Origin of the sequence: Pedobacter sp. AK013 (genome assembly GCF_014205835.1) — a bacterium.
Taxonomy (GTDB): domain Bacteria; phylum Bacteroidota; class Bacteroidia; order Sphingobacteriales; family Sphingobacteriaceae; genus Pedobacter.
The window spans coordinates 25649-45235 of the sequence record NZ_JACHCQ010000042.1 but is presented as its reverse complement, the minus strand read 5'-3'; the positions used below and the strand labels follow the sequence as shown (position 1 = coordinate 45235).

The following is a 19587-nucleotide window of genomic DNA, read 5'->3' as shown; positions in this document are numbered from 1 at the left end:
AAGGTCATTAGTGTTTATTCGCATAAATCATAATTAGCTATTTACAAAGCTAATTCTGTTACCGAATTACTAAACCTTTACAGCAATGACGATTTGGTTTAAAAGATTTTCCGCATAGTGAGGTGCTTTTTGCCGAAAGTTGCGCCCGTAGCTTTATGTATGGCAATCATCTGTTCATTAAAATCGCCTACCCAACTTAATTCGAGTTCTTTGTACTGGTTTTTAGGTAATACATATTCTCCCAAACGGATAAAAAGAACTGATTCTAAGCCATGTTTCTGGAATTTAGGTTTAGTACCCATCACAATGGCCCGCATGCGCGTAACCCCCACCCAGCGGCGGTAAGCAAACTTTAATTTTTCGATTAAACCCAGTTTTCCATCAAAACCTTTAATCATCTGGTTTGCATCAGGAATCAATACTACAAATGATGCTGGTTCGCCATTAAAGTATGCAAACTGGATCAAATGTTCATCCATAATGGGCTCCATACTTTTAAAGCTCTCTTCGAGGGTTTCTTTTTTAATAGGAACAAAGTTTTCAAAATTTTGCCAGCCATCATTGTAAATTTCCATTAAATCATTAATGTATTTACTGGAATTGGCTTTGCTGAAATACTCGAAAGTATAACCCGGTTTATTTCTTACCCAGTTGGCAATTTTGGTAAAGCGCTCCGGAAAAGGAATAGTAAGGTTAATATGATTGGTTAATTGCTCATATTCCGTAACAAAGCCATATTTCTCGAAAAATTTCTGGTAGTATGGAAAGTTATAGTTCATACCAAACGATGGTGGAGTGAAGCCTTCAACCAGTAGGCCCCAGAAGCTATCATTTTCGCCAAAATTAATCGGACCGTCCATTGCTTTCATCCCATTTTCGGTTAACCAGTTTTTAGCTGTATCGAATAAAAGAAAGGCCGCTTTTTCATCATCAATACATTCAAAAAAACCCATCCCGCCGGTTGGCTGGTCGTAATGGTAAGCTTTTTTCTCATTTATAAAAGCTGCTACACGGCCAATCAGTTTTCCTGCATCGTCTTTTAAAACCCAGCGCGTACATTTTCCATGCGCAAAAAAGGTGTTTTTTTTAGGATTAAAAACATTTTCTACTTCACTATCCAACGGACAGATCCAGTTTTTATCGTTTTTATACAGGATTTTTGGGGTGTCTAGAAAGTCTTTTTTTAATGATGAATTGCTTACGGATATAACTTGCATGGGCAGATTTTAAAATTAAAAAGCATCCTACCAAGCGGTCGGATGCTTCTTCAAATATATGCTTTTTAAATATTAATAATCGTCGTCGTCATCGTCGAAATTATCGAAATTATCAAGATCATCTAATGGCATATCAAAATCATCATCGTCATCATCTTGAGGCTTCTTTTTTGTTGTTTGAATATCGTCATCTTCAAGATCATCATCTTCGTCTACCTGTTTCTTAGTAGTCGGCTTAGTTGGGAGTTTCTTTGGCGCTTTCATAACACAAAAATAAAAATTGCTTTTATAGTTTAAAAATACAAAAAAACTTTTTTTAATAACAACCTGGAAGTAAATTAATTAATTTATTTTATTCCACATTTTCTCCTACCGCATTTTCCTCTTTTACGATATCTTTTAACTGAGGAAGCTGGTTTAGGTTATTTAAGCCAAAATAATCCATAAATAATGTACTGGTGCTGTACAGGATAGGTCGGCCGGGAGTTTCTGCTTTTCCATCGATACTGATTAGCTCTTTTTCCAATAGGCGTTGCACTGAATAGTCTGAATTTACACCTCTTATCTGTTCAATTTCTAGTTTAGTAATGGGCTGGCGGTAAGCAATAATGGCCAGTGTTTCCATAGCGGCCTGACTTAGTTTTTTCTTTGAGCGATGTAACTGAAGCTGGTTAACCGTTTCATGGTAATCTTTTTTGGTGAGAAACTGATAACCATTGTTTAAGAATACCAATTCGATAGCTAAATCATCATGGCTATATTTTTCCTTAATCTGCTCTATGCTATCGAATACTTGAGCTTCGGTAAATTCTTCATTGAAAACTGCATTTAAGGCAAGTATAATTTCTTGTGTACCTATGCTTTGGCTGGAAGAAAATACAAGGGCTTCGATGTGCCTGGTGATGTTGTGATTGGGCATATACAAAAATAGAATTTTTGATCATAAAAAAAGCGGTCTCGCTTTTAAAAACAAGACCGCTTTCAACACACAAATGAAACCTGAATTAAGATATAGTTTTAGGTTAGGTTATTAAATATCTATATCAATTCTATAAGAACGTCTTTGATAAACACTATCGTTTATTGCTAACACAAGTTTAAGGCTAAACGAGGTTGGATCAAGATTCTATTTAGTGAGTGGTATTAATAATTGAGTAAACGGTAAATTCTCTATTTTAACGGTATAGAAATGGATACCGTTGTACCATTTGTGGCATTCTGCCTAACATTTAAGTGTATAGGTTTTGCTCCAATCTGACCTAAAAGGTGCAATCTTTCTTTGGTTAGCTGCATGCCTTTACTAATATGTGTTTCCTTTTTATTCTTTAAGGAGTTATCTATTCCAATCCCATCATCAATAATTTCGATGTTAAGATAGAATTTATCTTTCAGTTTAATGTTGATCAGAATTTCGCCACCAGTTTCTTTTGGCATAATGCCATGCCATATTGCATTTTCTACGTAGGGTTGCAGCAACATAGATGGGATAAAGGTTTCTTCTTTGTCGATATCTTCATCCACATTAAAAATATAGGCTAATTTATTACCAAAGCGGTTCTTCTCCAGTTTCAGATACAGGTTTAGGTATTCTAGTTCTTCTTCAAGTGATATATAGCTCTTTGTACAGATTTCCAGGTTTTTTCTGATCAACCTGGCAAATCCCGTTAAAACTTTATTGGCTGAAGCTGTATTCTGCGTATTTATATAATGCTGAATGGAGTTCATCACATTAAATACAAAGTGTGGATTCATCATCGCCTGCAAAGCCTGCTGCTCCAACATGAGTACTTTGTTTTTTAATAACAATTGTGCTTGCTCCTTATCTTTTTGCTTGCGGGTAATGTAAACGGCTACCTTGTAAAAGATATAAGCAACTAACAATATTAAAATAGATAAAAACCATAGGCTTTGCCAAAAATGCTTTTTAATGGTAAATGCGATTTTTGCCGATTCGCCCCAATTCCCATTTTGGCTTTTTGCATTTACTTCAAATACATAATCGCCTGATTGTAGCGAGGAAAAATCCAATCGCCTGGTACGGGTTTCTACCCACGCTGAATTTTCATTTAGACGGTAACGATAGGTAATATCGCTGGTTGTAAAATCGACTGCACTAAAGGTAAACAGAATGGTATTGTTACCAGTTTCGAAAGTAAAATTGTCTTGATCAACCGGTAAACGTTCGTTGTCTTTAATAATAGAAGTAACGTACACCTTAGGAAGATTCCTAACGATGTTTTTATTATTGTATTTAAATAAGATTAGGCCTTTGTTTGTTGCAAAATAGGCAGTGCTATCATCAATGAACAAACTGTTGATATCATCACTTAAAAGATCTTTACCATAGTCGAAATTAGCTACGGTGGGTTGACTGGGATAATCGGCTATTTTGTTAACACCTTTATTGGTTAATACCCATATTTCATTGTTTTTTACAAATATTTTGGTGCAGATATTATTGGTTAGGCCATCTTTTTGGGTAATCTGCCTGGTAATCTGATCGTTCTTATAAAAAATTAAACCATAGCCGTCAGTAGCTAAAATTAATGTACCATCGGCAAGCTGTTGAATGTCGTTTATCCTTTTGGTAAGTAGGGGATGATTTTCGTAGTGTTTAATTAGTTTCCCTTTCGAAAATTGAGAAAGTCCATTAATATTCGAAAACCACAAATTGCCTTCCCGGTCATAAAAAACATGATAAGATCTATCTTTAAAAAAATCTTCTTTTTCGCGGTACTTTGCAGCATTAAACTCAAATTTGTTTCTTCTGTCTGATAAGAAAACAACACCCGATGATAAGGCTAGGGCAAGGTGATTGTTATTTTCACCCAAGCTAAAGTGTTTAATTACGAACATCGAGTTATTAGATTCCTTCAAATAACTTACCTCATTACTGCTGTTATAAATATTTTTGAAAACACCCATTCCATAATCGGAAGCAAAATATATAGATTGGTCTTTTGGGTCGAAAGTAATCTGTTTAATGGTTTTGTATTTCTTAAAATCATCTAACCCAATTTCATCAACCTGATAATTGTTGATGGTTAATACGTCAATTACAGCATCATCTGTACCCAGCCACAGGCGGTTTTTCCCGTCTTTGGTAATGCTTTTGATTACGTTGCTACTCAGACCAGATTCTGCATCGATAATCGATAACCGGTTATTCGCATTAGGAAGCATGTAAATTCCCTGATTGGTGGCAAACCACATATTTTGGTTATTATCCTTGATGACCTGATTAACCGAAATATCCTGAAGATATTGCACTGTTTTTCCACTTTTATCGAGTACAAAGGCGCCATTGGCATTCGATAACCAAACTTCTTTGGTTGTAACGTCGTAATAAAAATATCCCGACATGTTCTTGATCAGATTCTGAGGGATAGGGATGAGGTCGTTGATGCTTCCATGCCTATATTGTTTTAAGCCCCCACTGTCTAGGTAAAATAAAGATCTGTGGCTACTGTTCGCAGCAGTCATGTACGAAAGGGGCTGCACTTTTGAGCTGATTATGGAAAAAGTTTTTCCATTAAATTTCTGTACGCTTAAGTCGCTGTACGCAAATATATTACCTTGCTCATCCTCGTGGATAAAGGCATTGATAAATTTATCGGTTAAATTAGGAGAAATATATTTTTTGATGGTTTTACCATCCCAGCAAACAATCAGGTTGGCATTTGTTCCAAGCCAGATCCGGCCCGATTTATCTACTAAAAAGGAAACAATTACAGTATTAAAGTTTAGTTTTTTAAGTAGTTCATCGTTATCCTGGTTATAAAATTTTCCTTCTTTTAAGTAACTCAGCTGACCATTCAGGGCGAAAAACCACAATCGTCCCTCTTTATCTTCCTTCATCTGAAGGATTTGGGTATCTGGAAGTCCGTCTTCTATGGTGAAATTCTGAAAATTTGTGCCGTCAAAACGGCTCAATCCATTATCGGTGGCGATCCATATAAAACCTTTTTTATCTTGTAAAATGTAATAACAGTTATTGCTGGCGAGCCCGCTTTTAGTATTATAATGAGGGAGATAAGTGGTTTGGGCGAGCAGTGTTTCTGGTGTGCCAAGTACAATGATCCCGAATAAAAAAGCAATAAAAGCACGGCCGAAGTTTAACCTCAGAATTGCTTTTTGAGCAAATAAAAGCGCTTTTATGCGTAGTTTAATGGTCACTGTTTGCCTTTGTAAATAACTTTATTTTTTCAAAAAAATCGCTTGCTCTTCGTCTCGAAATATTAATGCTTTCTCCATTTTTTAAGAAAACCTGAAGCCCGTTTTTAGAATTATATTCTTTTAAGTGGTTGAGGTTGATAATGCTCGACTTATGGATCCGTACAAATTGGTCGCCCGGCAAAAGCTCTTCAAATTCCCGTAAAACTTTCGAAACCGTTATTTTATCGTGGTTGTTTAAGTGTACAATAGAATAATTACTATCTGCTTCAATATATATAATATCGTCAATATCAATCATTTTAAAACCCTGGCCATAAGGGAGTGTAAGCTTCCTTATTTCCGATTTCGAACTTAAACTTGATGCCAGATTATTGATTCTTTCGTCGTTTTCATTCTGACCTCTAAAGCGTTTAATGTGCTGAAAAACCTTATCTACAGCTATTTTAAGTTCATCAATATCAATTGGCTTTAACAAATAATCCAATGCATTTGCCTTAATCGCTTTTAATGCATATTGATCGTAAGCAGTGGTAAATATAACGGCGGCATTGTGTTTTTGTGCGTCAGGAATCAGTTCAAAGCCGTTGCCTCCAGGCATGGCTATATCCAAAAAGATTAAATCAATAGGGTGGTGTGCCAAAATATCTTTTGCCTCCGTTACAGATCTTGCAATACCAGTAATTTCTACCTGCGGGCAGTTCTGTTGCAGTAAAAAAAACAATGATGATCGGGCAAATTCCTCATCATCAACAATAATGGCTTTTAATGTCGTCATAACTATAGGTTGGTGAATGTATTAAAATGCGCTTATAAAAAAAAATGCAAATCAAAAAAACCAGTGTTCTGATTGTCACGTATGTATCATCAAACGAATTCAAAACCACTAAACATTAGATGAGTATGAAAAACAATGAACTAGAAACAAAAAGTGAACTTCAGGAAGAAAGTTTATTTGACAAAACTGTAGGCAGAAGATCTTTTCTTCAGTACGCAGGTGCAGGCGCTGCAGGTATTGCTTTGGTAGCTGCCGGTTGCAGAAAAGATCGTGGTTACGACAATCCGGTTATGGGTGGTGTAACGTTAGATTTTAAAGATGATTTCGGTGTGTTAAATTATGCTTATGCTTTAGAGCAATTAGAAGCTGCATTTTACATACAGGTTGCGAATAGCAATACTCAGTTTACTGGTACTAATGCTGCAGCAAAGAAAGCATATTTTCAGGATATCCAGTTTCATGAAATTGCCCACAGGGAGTTTTTTAAAGCTGCTTTAAGTACAGCTGCAATTGGAAGTTTAGAGGTAGATTTTTCATCAATTGATTTTACCAGCGAAGCTAGCGTTTTGGCTGCCGCTATGGCTTTTGAAGATTTAGGTGTTTCTGCTTATAACGGAGCAGGGCCAAGAATTAAAAACGGAACTTATTTGTTATTAGCCGGTAAGATTGTTTCAGTTGAAGCCCGTCATGCGGCCTATGTTCGTGATTTGATTTCAAACGGATCATTTGCAGACCTTAATAGTCTTGCTTCATTGGGAGCCAATAACTCAGCTGGATTGGATGCCGCTTTAACACCAGATAAAGTTTTGGCTGCTGCTCAGAAATACATCAAAACCAAAATTAATGTAATCAATCTTTAATTTTTAAAATCAGAAAATCATGAATATCGTAAATATATTAGAAGAAATTGAAAAAGTTGACGGTGAAATCTATGAGAGATTAAATCCGAGAAGAGCCGCGATGAAAAGCTTTTTCAACATAGGAAAGAAAATTTCATTAGCTGCAATGCCTTTAGCTTTGGGCTCCATGTTTCAAAAAGCTTATGGACAATCTACTTTGCCATCAGGAGTTGTTGATGTATTAAACTTTGCACTATCATTAGAGTATTTAGAATATCATTTTTATAATCACTGTATTGTAGGAAAAACTCCTGGATCGGCAGTAATTGATGTGACTTTTAATTTTCCTAACGCGGCCAGCCAAGCTGCCATCACGACCATTCGCGATCACGAAAAAGCACACGTTGATTTGTTGGTAGGTGCTTTGGGTAGTTCTGCCCGCGCACCAATTGCTTATGCCGACACAGATTTTAGAGCAGGTGGGACATTTGCTGCCGTATATTCTGATTATAATACCTTTTTAGCGGTAGCTCAAGGCTTTGAAGATACGGGAGTAAGGGCATATAAAGGGCAGGCAGGAAACCTATTGGTTAGCCCTGGCGTGTTACAAACAGCTTTGCAAATCCACTCAGTAGAAGCCCGCCATGCATCTCATATTCGTCAAATGCGTACTGCTGCAGGTTCTGCCGTTTATAAACCATGGGTTAGCCTTGGTGTTTCCGGACAAGCAAATGACTCAGGTGTTGCAGCTGTTGATGCTGTTTATGCCGGTGAGGATTTAACTGTACAGGCTGGGGCAAATATTGTAGGTATTGGTGGTAATGCAGGCATTACCAAAGCAGCTGCTGTAGAAAGTTTTGATGAACCTTTAGATAAAGCTAGTGTAGTTACCATAGCCAACTTATTTTTAAGAGACGGTAAAAAACTATAACCGTACTCTAAAATGTTGACATTATTGATTAGGTAATGTTTAGTTTAAGGTAGGGGAGTAGAGCTTTGATTCTACTTCCCTTTTTTGATTAGAATTTTCAAGATTATGAGATTTTTAGGATCGATAAGGAAATAAGCATGTCTTTTCTTCTGCCTGCATTATGGAATAAAGAATTAACTGCTAGTAAACCTGTTGCTATTGATCATTGTAAGTTGGTCACTGATCCTTTCATTATCCGTCTCAATTCTTCCTTGTTATATCATTTAATAGGTGATCACCTGTTCTTCTAAATGCTCAGGCAAATCTCTGTAGTTATATTTTTGTCCGCGTAACTGAGGTTCAAAGCCTGCTGCTTTAATAGATTGCTGAATGCCGTTCGCCGTAAAACGGTGTGGTGCACCTGCAGCCGATACCACGTTTTCTTCAATCATAATCGATCCAAAATCATTTGCTCCAGCATGTAAACAAAGCTGAGCGGTGGTTTTTCCAACGGTTAACCAACTGGCCTGAATGTTTTTAATATTTGGCAGCATGATACGGCTCAACGCAATCATACGGATATATTCATCGGCAGTTACCGTGTTACTGATGCCACGGAGCCTTTTTAATAAAGTACCATCATCCTGAAAAGGCCAAGGGATAAAGGCTAAAAATCCGTTTGCATCGGCAGGTTTTTCGCTCTGTACCTGGCGGATCCAAACCAGATGTTCAAAACGTTCTTCTATAGTTTCCACATGGCCAAACATCATCGTTGCCGAAGTAGTGATGTCTAATTGGTGGCATGCACGCATTACATCAAGCCATTCTTGTCCGCCACATTTACCTTTCGAGATTAAACGCCTTACACGATCGTTTAAAATTTCTGCACCAGCACCTGGAAGAGAATCCATGCCAGCTTCCTTTAATGCTTTTAACACCTCGGTATGCGTCATGCCTTCCAGCTTTGCAACGTGTGCAATTTCTGGTGGGCCTAAAGCATGCAATTTTAAATCAGGATATAATTCTTTTAATTTTCTGAATAAGTCAGCATAAAATGCTAAACCTAAATCGGGGTGGTGGCCACCCTGTAATAATAATTGATCTCCACCTAAGCGGAAAGTCTCTTCAATCTTTACCTTATAGGTTTCGATATCAGTAATATAACTTTCATCATGCCCAGGCCTGCGAAAGAAATTACAGAATTTACAGTTGGCAATACAAACATTAGTGGTGTTTACATTACGGTCTATCTGCCAGGTTACTTTGCCACTGGGCACTTGGATTTTTCTTAGCTCATTGGCTACAAACATTAAAGATGCAGTATCTGCATTGTGATATAAATGTACACCTTCTTCGAGGTTTAAAAAATCAAAATGTAATGCCCGTTGTAGTAAATCGGCTGTATTCATAGTACAAAGATAATGAAAAGGGAGGGAAGGTTGAAGGTATAAGGTTTAAGCTTTGTAAAAAAAGTAGAGCATGCGGAGTAGAGAACAGTTGGCGAATTACATTGGACGGAGAATTACATCATCCGTTTTCATCCAACATCATTTATTTGTCCGTCATTTGCCATTTTACATTCTCCATCATTTTCCATGTTCCAATTTCCCTTAAAACAATATCTTTACGGTTCTAAAAATAAATATGGTAGATTTTAATCGTTTTACACTAGCCAATGGCTTAAAAGTTTTGGTGCATGAAGATGCTACTACGCCAATGGCTGTTTTAAATATTTTATATGATGTGGGTGCCCGTGATGAGGACCCAGAAAAAACGGGTTTCGCACACCTATTTGAACATCTGATGTTCGGCGGATCGGTAAACATCCCTAATTATGACGAACCTCTGCAACGTGTAGGAGGTGAGAATAACGCTTTTACAAGCAACGACATCACTAATTATTACATCACATTGCCTGCAGAAAATATAGAAACTGCATTTTGGCTGGAGAGCGACCGTATGCTGAGCCTGGCTTTCTCTGAAAAAAGCTTAGATACCCAGCGAAATGTGGTAAGCGAGGAATTTAAGCAACGTTATCTTAATCAGCCTTATGGTGATGTTTGGTTAAAGTTGCGTCCGCTGGCTTATAAAAAGCACGCTTACCGCTGGGCAACTATCGGTAAAGAACTTTCGCATATCGAAAATGCGACAATGGATGATGTGAAAGCATTTTTTAAGAAACATTATACCCCACAAAATGCAATTTTAGTAGTAGGTGGCAATGTAAAAACTGAAGACGTGAAAAAACTCGCCGAAAAATGGTTCGAACCTATTCCGGCAGGAGATAAATATCACCGCAATTTGGTACAGGAAGCCCCTCAAACCGAAGCCAGAACAGAAACGGTTAAAGCTAATGTACCCTTAAATGCAATTTATATGGCTTTTAAAATGCCAGGACGATTAGATCGGGATTATTATGCCTTTGATTTATTATCGGATATTTTATCACGGGGACAGTCTTCGCGCTTGTACAATAGCCTGCTAAAGGAACAGAAACTTTTTAGCGATATCAACGCCTATATTTCTAACAGTTTAGATCCGGGTTTATTTATTGTTGAAGGTAAATTGGTAGAAGGTGTAACCATCGAAACGGCAGAAAAGGCAATCTGGGTTGAACTGGAAAAATTAAAGGCCGAGCTGGTTTCTGAAACTGAATTAACCAAAGTAAAAAACAAAGTAGAATCGGTACTTGTTTTTTCTGAGATGAGCCTGCTCGATAAAGCAATGAACCTGGCTTATTACGAATTATTGGGCGATGCTGCTATATTTAACCGGGAAACCGAAGAATTTTTAAAAGTAGGGGCAGCAGATATCAAAAGGATATCTAACGAAACTTTTAACCATACATCATCATCTACTTTATATTACCTAACTGAAGAAAATGCTTAACAGACAACAAGCGCCTGATTTTAAGCAGGTATCTACAATAAATTTTATCCAGCCTGAAAAAAAAGTCCTAGATAATGGTGTACCCGTTTTTACTATTTACTCTGGAGAACAGGATCTGGTACGTATCGAATTTATTTTTGATAACGTAAACTGGAAACTCGAAAAACCATTACAGGCTATTGCGGTAAGCGCATTAATCAATAACGGAACGAATAAATTATCGGCAAAAGAGATAGCTGAACAAATTGATTTTTATGGTGCATTTTTCCAGACAGAATATGCCCAGGATCAATCATCGGTTACGCTGTATACTTTAAATAAACATTTACATTCGGTATTGCCCATTGTGAAAGATGTTTTATCTGAAAGTCAGTTTCCACAGCACGAGCTCGATATTTACATCCAAAATCAAAAACAAAAGTTACAGGTAAACCTGAAGAAAAATGATATCCTTTCGAGAAAGGAATTTGCCCATGCTTTATTTGGCGATACGGCCTATGGGGTAAATATTAAAGCAGAACATTATGATGCCTTGCAACGTGAGGATCTGGTTGATTATTTTAAAGCTGCCTATGCTCCTAATAATTGTACCATTGTGATATCTGGTAAGTTTGATGATACTGGGTTTAATCTTTTAAACAAAGCTTTTGGCCGTGATTGGGAAAAAAGCGATGCAGTAAAGAATAGCTTCAGTTTTACTTTAACAACAAAACAGTTTGTTTATACCGAAAAACCAGAGGCATTACAATCAGCTATCCGCATAGGCCAATTGGCCATAAACCGTAAACATGAGGATTTCTCTGGACTTCAGATTTTAAATACTGTTTTAGGTGGGTATTTTGGTTCACGTTTAATGAACAACATCCGCGAAGATAAAGGTTATACCTACGGAATTGGCTCCGGAATTTCTTCGCTGCAGCAGGCAGGTTATCTTTTTATTGCTACCGAAGTTGGTGCTGATGTATGTTCGGCTGCTTTAACTGAGATTTATAAAGAGATAGAGATCTTGAAAAATGAACCAGTAGGGGAAGAAGAACTGAACCTGGTTCGGAACTATATGCTCGGATCAATGTTGGGCAGTTTGGAGAATGTTTTTTCTCATGCCGATAAATTCAAGAACATTTATTTTGCAGGCTTGGATTACGATTACTATACAAAATATATAGAGAAGGTGAAGACTATAACTGCCGAAGAATTACTTGTTTTGGCCAATAAATACCTTAGAACCGATCATTTTACAGAAGTGGTGATCGGAAAAAAAATAAGTGTAAATTAAGCGCCTAGAGGTCGTCATTTCGAGCGGAGTGCAACGAAGTCGAGAAATCTATCGGGATAGATCTCTCCATTCCACTGCGTTTCAGTTGAGATGATGACCTTGATATAAATCTATCTATACTGGCATAAATATGCCGTTTGTACAGTAGCTTTTACTTTGAAAGATGAATTTGCAGGAACTTCGAAAGTGCTGCCTGCTTTAATGCTTTGCCAATCTATAGTATTTGGTAAAAGAGCTGTTAGTTCGCCTTCTATAACATGCATAATTTCTTTCTGAGCAGTTCCAAAAGTATATTCCCCTGGATTTATAATGCCGATAGTCGATTTTCCTTCAGCGGTTTCATAGCCTAACGATTTAACGTTGCCATCAAAATATTGGTTTTCAGTAATCATGTGCTAATTTATAAAGTTTTCGCTAAAACTGCTTTTTGTTTATCAGCCTGGTAAATCTTTTTGTAAAAGTCTACATATTCACCATATTTTTCTGGTGGATACTTTTTATCGTTCATCGTTTGTGTTCTATTATAAACAATCATATTATCCTTAACGCTAAATTTCGCTGTGTACGATCCAAACTCAGAGTTAATTACAATATCTTTTGGAATAAACTCTACATTATAGCCTTTTGGTAAGATATAACTAATTTCATCATCATCATTATAACTAAAGGGAACAGCAAAGTATGTTTTTCTTGCTTCTACTTTAAGTGGAACGCTCTCACGGCGGTTAACCTGGTTTACCACCAAAAACAGTTTATCTCCACCTTTGGTTAACAATGTATTGGTTTTAAAGTTAATCTCTTCGGTAAGCACAGGCACTGTTTTATCTGGTTGTGTATACTTATAGCTAATGAGCTCAGCCACTGAAATGGGACTCTCTTCTATTATTTTTTTTCTGAGATCAACAGGTTCCATCAATGTCATCGAAAAATTTTCTTCAAACTGCGCGTTGCCATAAGTAGATTTTATCTCAGCGCTTGCCGTGGCGTCTTCAGCTAATGTAATTTTGGTTTTTCTGACCTGATAATTTTCTTTGGCATTATAAGCAGGGGTATGCACTATTTTCCCTCCACCTTCAGTAACCATCAATACATTGCGGTCAGAGTTGCTATAGCCGATAAACCCCATTGGTTTATATTGGCTGGTACACTCTAAAAATGTGGTATCTTTTGCTAACGGAACACATAAAATCATGTGGTTTGCCTGCCCCATACTCGAGTAATTCGGGTTTAAACTAGGCATATCATTTCCGATGACAATTAAATTTGAGGCAATTCCCGCTTCGTTTAGTAAGGCCTTCATATAATTAGAAAGCGCTTTACAATCGCCGTAATTTACCTGTGCAACCTTTTCTGCTAAAATAGGTCTAAAACCACCAATGCCCAATTGAACACTTACATAACGGGTGTTTTGTTGCAAATGGTTATACAAAATTCTGATCTTCTCTTTTGGCGTCTTGGCATCTTTGATTAAATTCTGTACCATTAATTTGGTTGTTTCAGGAAGTTTATTTCCTCCCTGATTTAAGGTGAAAAGCCATGAACCGAAATTTTTCCAGTTATCGAAATTACCTGTCGAACCATCATATTCAAACTGATTAGGTGAGGCTTTTACCCATGCAGAAATGTTATCAATACCTGTACTTAGAGGTTCTTCAGCAACTGCTGCAACATTGGCACTTTTCCATTTGTACTGTATCTTTTCTCCATTAATTACTGAGTCGGTCTGTAAATTCGAACTCGTAATGTACCTCATTTTATAGCTTTTTGCCTTCTGGATAGTGTAAGCCGATTTTTCTACTGATACTCCAAAACCTTTCAGGTCGTGCCACGAAGGAAAAGAAAGCAATCCGTTATAGTCCTGACTATAGCTGTACTCTATTGTGTAGGGATAAGTTATACTTACAAATTTCAAGAGTTTAAGCCTATTGTCTTCGAAGATAGAAAAATCCGAAATCAGGCTTTGGTCTTTGATGTCTGAACTTTTATAATCTTTTACTTTTTTTCCTGCTGCATCGTAAAGGGTAGCCCTAATGTTGTATATACTGCTAAACTTATCGTAAACTTTAGCCATTTCACCATATTCTTCGCCAGCCTTGTTTAAAATGGTTATCGCCACTTTATAATCCATTTTTGCCTCACCTAAACCCTTAACATCAAAAAAAGATTCTTCGTTTCTAATTACAACAATAGCATCTTTTTTCAGGTTTTCAGGGATCTTTGCTACATCGTAATCCATCTGTGCTAACGCACTATTAATACTTACAAGGGCAAGCGCCAAGCTTAAATAGTATTTCATTATACTTTCTTTTTAAATACGATCTGTTCGGCCTGTTTTTCTACAACCGTTTTAAATAATTCTTTTAAATCGAAATATTCTTCAGGCGTATAAAGCGATTTACTTACATTAATGATACTTTTCACCATTAGAGTTTTACCTTCGGTCACATAATTAATGGTAAAGGTTCCGTTGTCTTCCGGAAGTTTGTAAATACCTCCTTTAGGAAGTTTGTCTATTTCGTAATCATCTGGGAAGTTCACTGTAATGCGATAGCTTTCTTTGAATGGATAAGCAAAATCGACCGGGAATTTTCGTTGCTCCAGTTTAAATAAATTTTCTTTAGTTCTTTCGAAGAGAAGAGGCGTAAAATACACCAGATTCCCAGCTTCTTCTACATTATCTTCAATCACAACGTCCATATTTTCTGTTAATAACTCGTCGAGATTATCCAAATTGTCGATCTTATATGTCGAGATTTCAAGCCCGGCTTTATCTTTTTTGAAATTTTTAATAAACTCAGTCTCGTTATTTGTTTTTCTATACTTGTTTCGAAGATTTAACGCTGCATAACCTTTTGAATATTGGTTAATCTTTCCGGTTAATTTATGGTCTTTATCAAGCGTCATATTGTAAACAAAAACCTTTTCGCTCGATACACTTGGTTCTGTAGAAAGCCACTTTCCATTAAAACTTTTTAAATCCATGTAAAAGCCCTGGTGACTCAGATTTTCATAATCTAACATGCCTGCGGGAAGATCTCTATCTGTAGCATCAAGGAAATAAAGTGTATTTCCGATCTGTGTAACACCAATTACATTATTGAATGCCGATACAACCGGATAACCTGGGTGTTCGCCATTTTCCCTTGTGCTGATCAGAACAGGAAAGGCCTCAATTTTAGCTTCTTTTAATAAACTCAATAAAGCGAGGTTAATATCCGCAGATGAACCTGTTTTCTTTTCGAAAATGCTTTTTGGATTGGTTTCGTTAGCATACTTCGAATATTGTTTATTCCATTTTAAGTTGTTTTTAACATAGTTGAAAATGAGTTTCACTGCAGCAAGGGTATCTTTCTCTCCTTTTAGAATGCCCGGCAGTACAGATTTGGCATAACTGTTTTTGTTAATAAAACCACCAAAGTTTTCGTCTTCTGCCAACCCATTGATGATTTTTGGCCACGAGCCATTAAAGTCTTGATACATTGCGCCGGGAAATTGGGTGCCCCTAAGTTCAAATTCAATTTTAGGGGTATAATCATCCATAGTAGTTACATATGGCTCCTCTTTTAAGGCCGGTACATTTGCCGCGCAATATTTGTCGTAAGCTGCATTAGAACTTAAGCCTGGAATATAGGATGCAGTTGCAGTTTCATGAACTGGATGCTCAATTTGGTAGTATCCACTCGTATTGGTTTTGTATATAAAGTATTCCGGAATTTTAACGTTGTACTCAGACCATAATGTCGGAATACTTGATTGGAATTTCCACCCGCGGAGTGTAAATGTAAAATCTGATCTAATTTTATATTTAAACTCGATAATCGATCCCTCTTTAACATTAGGTAATGCAAATTTTTTGATTACATAATTTTTGTTAAACTCTTCGGTAAACTTGGCATCCTTATTCAGTTTACTGGTAACCATTTTGCCATCAACCATATTATAGGTTGCAGCATCCATAAAACTGAGATCCTCTTTTGCTGAGTTACCATTTCTGTAAAGTTCTACCTGGAAATTAGCCAGATCGTAACCATTTTTGTTTAAGATTTTGTAACGGATATGTCGTTCAAATACATAAATAAATCCTCCAGTGGAGTTGTATTCGAAATAACAGTCACCAACATCGAACAGTTTAATTGCTGAGGCAGAAGAGTCCGGCCCAGATGCTTTTACTTCGAATTCTGTCGGTACAATTTTACCAAACTTGAATTCTCTTTTTACAGGTTGAGTAGTTTGGGCATAAAGGGTTCTAACTCCAATGCATAGCATTAAAGTCAGAAATTTGAGAGCATTTTTCTGCATTTATAAAATTAGTTTTTTGGTTGTGCAATATTAAAAAGATTCATCGAAATATGATCAATTAATTGACAACATATTTTATATACTTTAAAATTAGTCTATATGGCCATGCAAAATTTTATAAATTGCTGCTGTTTTCTTATTTATGGCGTGGCCATTTCAGTTTTGTAGGTTTTCAGATATTCTGTTCTTACTATTTTTGCTGTTTTATGGTCTTTGGTGTGACTCCATCCCGGAGGCATAAAAATGTATAGAAACTTGTTTTTAATACCCGGTGCATGCCAAACATCTTTGGCCAAAAGAATAATTTCGCCGAAATAAGCATCTAAAAAACTGTGTTTTTTCATCTCCCTGGTAATGCCATATTCAATTTTTATCGTTTTATCCTCTTCCTGATAGGTTTTAAAAATATGGTCCCAGATGGGCAACAGGTTGCAGAAGTTGGTATCCATATACAATGCATTTTTGGCATGGTGTACACGATGATGTGAAGGAGTAAGGATTATTTTATTTAAAAAACCGAAACGGCCATCCTTAGAAATATTTTCTCCAATATGGATAAAAGAGCCCCAAACCGCATCAATAAACATAATTAAAAAGAGGAGTGAAGGACTTACACCTAAAAGAATACAAGTTGTTGTTCTAATCAGGTCTGCATATGGTGCTTCAAGAAAAAAGTGAGCAAAATTTACCGATAGATTCATGGTTTCTGGTGCATGATGAGTAGAGTGCAAACACCAAAACAGCCTAACTTTATGTGCTAAAAAATGGTAAATGAAATGACCAAATTCCCATATTACATAACCATAAATAAGCCAATACCAGGTAATTTCGGTTTTAAAAATGGCATATTTTCCGAATAAACCAATGCAGATGGAAACCATTCCGATTGAAATAATACGACCAATAAAGGAGTTGAAAACCAGCGAAAAGAAAGAGATACGGTAATCTACCACCTTAAAACGGCGGTAAAATGCCATTCTAATGATTTCAAAAACCAATAGAAAAGGAATTAAGGGACCAATAAGTGCACTAATTCCATTCCAGCTCATAAACTGGCTATAATCATTAGTTTGCAACAACTGTAAAAGTGCCGATAGGCCGAAAAAGCCAATCAGCCATTCCTTTGTTCCTTCAAGAAAATCGATCATGTTTATATATTTGGTTCGATGAATTTATACAAATCTCGAATTTAATCAAACTAAATCGATAAATAATTAGCGCGATTAGCCCTTAGCAGTTCCTGAAAACCTTGTCAATTTAGCGATGCTGCAATTGTCAGGCAAGCTCAATATTTAAGCATTTTTATCTTTATGCTTTTATTTTCCCTTAATTTTTGTATCTTTGCCTGGCAAATAATAATCCTAATTTATTTGCTATGCAACTCGATTCCACAAAATTTATTGCCACAGGTTTAACGTATGACGATGTACTTTTAGTACCCGCATATTCGGAAATTCTGCCCCGTGAAGTAAATACAGCCACTTTTTTAACAAAAAAAATTAAACTTAACGTTCCATTGATTTCTGCAGCAATGGATACTGTAACTGAAGCCGAACTAGCCATTGCCATTGCGCAAAACGGCGGTATTGGTATGCTACATAAAAACATGACTATAGACAGACAAGCTGCGGAAGTACGTAAAGTTAAGCGTTCGGAAAGCGGTATGATCCAGGATCCTGTTACCTTATTGGAAACAGCTGTAGTAGCCGATGCTTTCAAGATCATGAAAGAGCATAAAATTGGTGGTATTCCGGTTGTAAGTAGCGATAATAAACTAGTGGGGATTATTACAAACAGAGATTTACGTTTCCAAAAGGATATGAAGAGACCGATTTCTGAGGTAATGACTAAAGAAAATTTAATCATTGCGCCAGAAGGAACTACTTTGGTTCAGGCAGAAGAGATTCTTCAGAACCATAAAATCGAGAAACTTCCGGTAGTGAGCAAAGATGGTTACTTAAGTGGTTTAATTACTTTTAAAGATATTTCTAAAGTTAAAAATTATCCTGTTGCCTGTAAAGATGAGCGTGGCCGTTTAAGGGTAGGTGCTGCGGTTGGGGTTACAGCCGATACTTTACAGCGTGTTGATGCTTTGGTTCACGCTGGTGTTGATGTAATTACCATCGATACAGCTCATGGCCATACCAAAGGTGTAGTTGATAAATTAAAGGAAGTTAAATCAAAATATCCTGATTTACAGGTGATTGTTGGTAATATTGCTACCGGTGCTGCTGCGAAATTTTTAGCAGATGCTGGTGCTGATGCCGTTAAGGTAGGTATTGGTCCGGGTTCTATCTGTACCACCAGAATTATTGCAGGTGTTGGCGTTCCTCAGTTATATGCTGTTTACGAATGTGCCAAAGCTTTAAAAGGTACAGGTGTACCTGTTATTGCTGATGGCGGTATTAAACACACCGGCGACATAGCCAAAGCGATTGCGTCGGGTGCAAGCACAGTGATGGCAGGTTCGCTATTTGCAGGAGTAGAAGAATCGCCAGGTGAAACCATTATTTACGAAGGACGTAAATTTAAGTCTTACCGTGGAATGGGGTCAATCGAAGCAATGGAGCAAGGCTCTAAAGACCGTTACTTCCAGGACGTGGAAGATGATATTAAAAAACTAGTTCCAGAAGGTATTGTTGGGCGTGTGCCATTTAAAGGTACTTTAGCTGAAGTAATGTACCAGTATATTGGTGGCTTACGTGCAAGTATGGGTTATTGTGGAGCGGCAACTATAGAAGCTTTACAAGAAGCGCAGTTTGTACAGATTACCGCTGCTGGTATGCGCGAAAGCCACCCGCACGATATTACCATTACTAAAGAAGCACCTAATTACACCAGATAAGGTTACGGCATAAGTTAAATATAATATCGAGATATTTAAAACAAAAAAACGGGGCATCGGTTTACGATAGCCCCGTTTTTTGTTTTAATCGCCCGTCCTGAACTTATTTTAAGATCTTTTATGCTAAACCCCGCAGTTTTCTAAAATCCGCATAGTCTTTAATTAATACAAAAAACACAAAATAAAATTTGGTAGATAAAAAAAATTAATATATTTGTCGACTAAATCTATAGGATTTATATAATAATTATGAAGACAAATCAAAAAACACGCTCGTATTGTTGTTGTAGCCACTCTAAAACAGTAATCGAATACTTTCGAACGAGTCATTAATCAACAACATTTAAACAAACTATATAAC

General features: G+C 36.8%; 15 protein-coding genes. 5 read left to right on the top strand and 10 right to left on the bottom strand.

Annotation, left to right across the window (positions count from 1 at the left end):
* Positions 1 to 98 precede the first annotated feature (98 nt).
* From HDC90_RS22075 to HDC90_RS22055, 5 genes are all read right to left on the bottom strand, one after another.
* On the bottom strand, positions 99 to 1217 hold the full coding sequence (locus HDC90_RS22075) for a GNAT family N-acetyltransferase (protein ID WP_184470292.1): 1119 nt from the start codon (positions 1215 to 1217) through the stop codon (positions 99 to 101).
* 72 nt (positions 1218 to 1289) lie between these two features.
* Positions 1290 to 1481 (bottom strand): hypothetical protein, encoded by a 192-nt coding sequence (locus HDC90_RS22070; protein ID WP_057935224.1) that lies wholly within the window; start codon positions 1479 to 1481, stop codon positions 1290 to 1292.
* Between the two features lie 88 nt (positions 1482 to 1569).
* Entirely contained in the window at positions 1570 to 2136 is a 567-nt protein-coding gene (scpB, locus tag HDC90_RS22065) for an SMC-Scp complex subunit ScpB (RefSeq protein WP_184470290.1), read from the bottom strand.
* 251 nt (positions 2137 to 2387) lie between these two features.
* Positions 2388 to 5393, bottom strand: a complete 3006-nt coding sequence (locus tag HDC90_RS22060; protein ID WP_184470289.1) for a sensor histidine kinase — start codon at positions 5391 to 5393, stop codon at positions 2388 to 2390.
* On the bottom strand, positions 5383 to 6168 hold the full coding sequence (locus HDC90_RS22055; protein ID WP_184470287.1) for a LytTR family DNA-binding domain-containing protein: 786 nt from the start codon (positions 6166 to 6168) through the stop codon (positions 5383 to 5385). The genes HDC90_RS22060 and HDC90_RS22055 overlap by 11 nt, the downstream gene beginning before the upstream one ends.
* Positions 6169 to 6293: 125 nt before the next feature.
* Here HDC90_RS22055 and HDC90_RS22050 point away from each other — a divergent pair, with 125 nt between their 5' ends.
* Both HDC90_RS22050 and HDC90_RS22045 read left to right on the top strand, forming a co-directional pair.
* Positions 6294 to 7028 (top strand): ferritin-like domain-containing protein, encoded by a 735-nt coding sequence (locus tag HDC90_RS22050; protein WP_184470285.1) that lies wholly within the window; start codon positions 6294 to 6296, stop codon positions 7026 to 7028.
* Between the two features lie 19 nt (positions 7029 to 7047).
* A complete protein-coding gene (locus HDC90_RS22045; protein WP_184470283.1) occupies positions 7048 to 7938 on the top strand; it encodes a ferritin-like domain-containing protein in 891 nt (296 codons plus the stop codon).
* A 263-nt stretch (positions 7939 to 8201) separates the two neighbouring features.
* Here HDC90_RS22045 and HDC90_RS22040 read toward each other — a convergent pair whose 3' ends face one another.
* Positions 8202 to 9326, bottom strand: coding sequence for a CofH family radical SAM protein (locus HDC90_RS22040; RefSeq protein WP_184470281.1), 1125 nt, complete (start codon positions 9324 to 9326; stop codon positions 8202 to 8204).
* Positions 9327 to 9561: 235 nt separating this feature from the next.
* On the opposite strand from HDC90_RS22040, the gene HDC90_RS22035 reads away from it, so the two are divergent.
* Both HDC90_RS22035 and HDC90_RS22030 read left to right on the top strand, forming a co-directional pair.
* Positions 9562 to 10806, top strand: a complete 1245-nt coding sequence (locus tag HDC90_RS22035) for a pitrilysin family protein (protein WP_184470279.1) — start codon at positions 9562 to 9564, stop codon at positions 10804 to 10806.
* On the top strand, positions 10799 to 12082 hold the full coding sequence (locus HDC90_RS22030) for a pitrilysin family protein (RefSeq protein ID WP_184470277.1): 1284 nt from the start codon (positions 10799 to 10801) through the stop codon (positions 12080 to 12082). Before HDC90_RS22035 ends, HDC90_RS22030 begins: the two co-directional genes overlap by 8 nt.
* Positions 12083 to 12192: 110 nt before the next feature.
* Here the strand turns inward: HDC90_RS22030 and HDC90_RS22025 are convergent, their stop codons facing one another.
* The 4 genes from HDC90_RS22025 to HDC90_RS22010 all read right to left on the bottom strand — a co-directional run bounded on the left by HDC90_RS22025 (position 12193) and on the right by HDC90_RS22010 (position 17529).
* Positions 12193 to 12474: a pyrimidine/purine nucleoside phosphorylase gene (locus tag HDC90_RS22025; RefSeq protein ID WP_184470275.1), complete on the bottom strand. Its 282-nt coding sequence runs from the start codon at positions 12472 to 12474 to the stop codon at positions 12193 to 12195.
* Positions 12475 to 12482: 8 nt separating this feature from the next.
* Positions 12483 to 14378: a DUF3857 domain-containing protein gene (locus HDC90_RS22020; RefSeq protein WP_184470273.1), complete on the bottom strand. Its 1896-nt coding sequence runs from the start codon at positions 14376 to 14378 to the stop codon at positions 12483 to 12485.
* Entirely contained in the window at positions 14378 to 16381 is a 2004-nt protein-coding gene (locus HDC90_RS22015) for a DUF3857 domain-containing protein (RefSeq protein WP_184470271.1), read from the bottom strand. The genes HDC90_RS22020 and HDC90_RS22015 overlap by 1 nt, the downstream gene beginning before the upstream one ends.
* 140 nt (positions 16382 to 16521) lie before the next feature.
* Positions 16522 to 17529, bottom strand: coding sequence for a sterol desaturase family protein (locus HDC90_RS22010; RefSeq protein ID WP_184470269.1), 1008 nt, complete (start codon positions 17527 to 17529; stop codon positions 16522 to 16524).
* A gap of 227 nt (positions 17530 to 17756) precedes the next feature.
* On the opposite strand from HDC90_RS22010, the gene guaB reads away from it, so the two are divergent.
* The gene (gene guaB / locus HDC90_RS22005) at positions 17757 to 19226 is read left to right on the top strand and encodes an IMP dehydrogenase (RefSeq protein WP_184470267.1); all 1470 of its coding nucleotides are present in this window, start codon (positions 17757 to 17759) and stop codon (positions 19224 to 19226) included.
* The last annotated feature ends 361 nt before the right edge of the window (positions 19227 to 19587 follow it).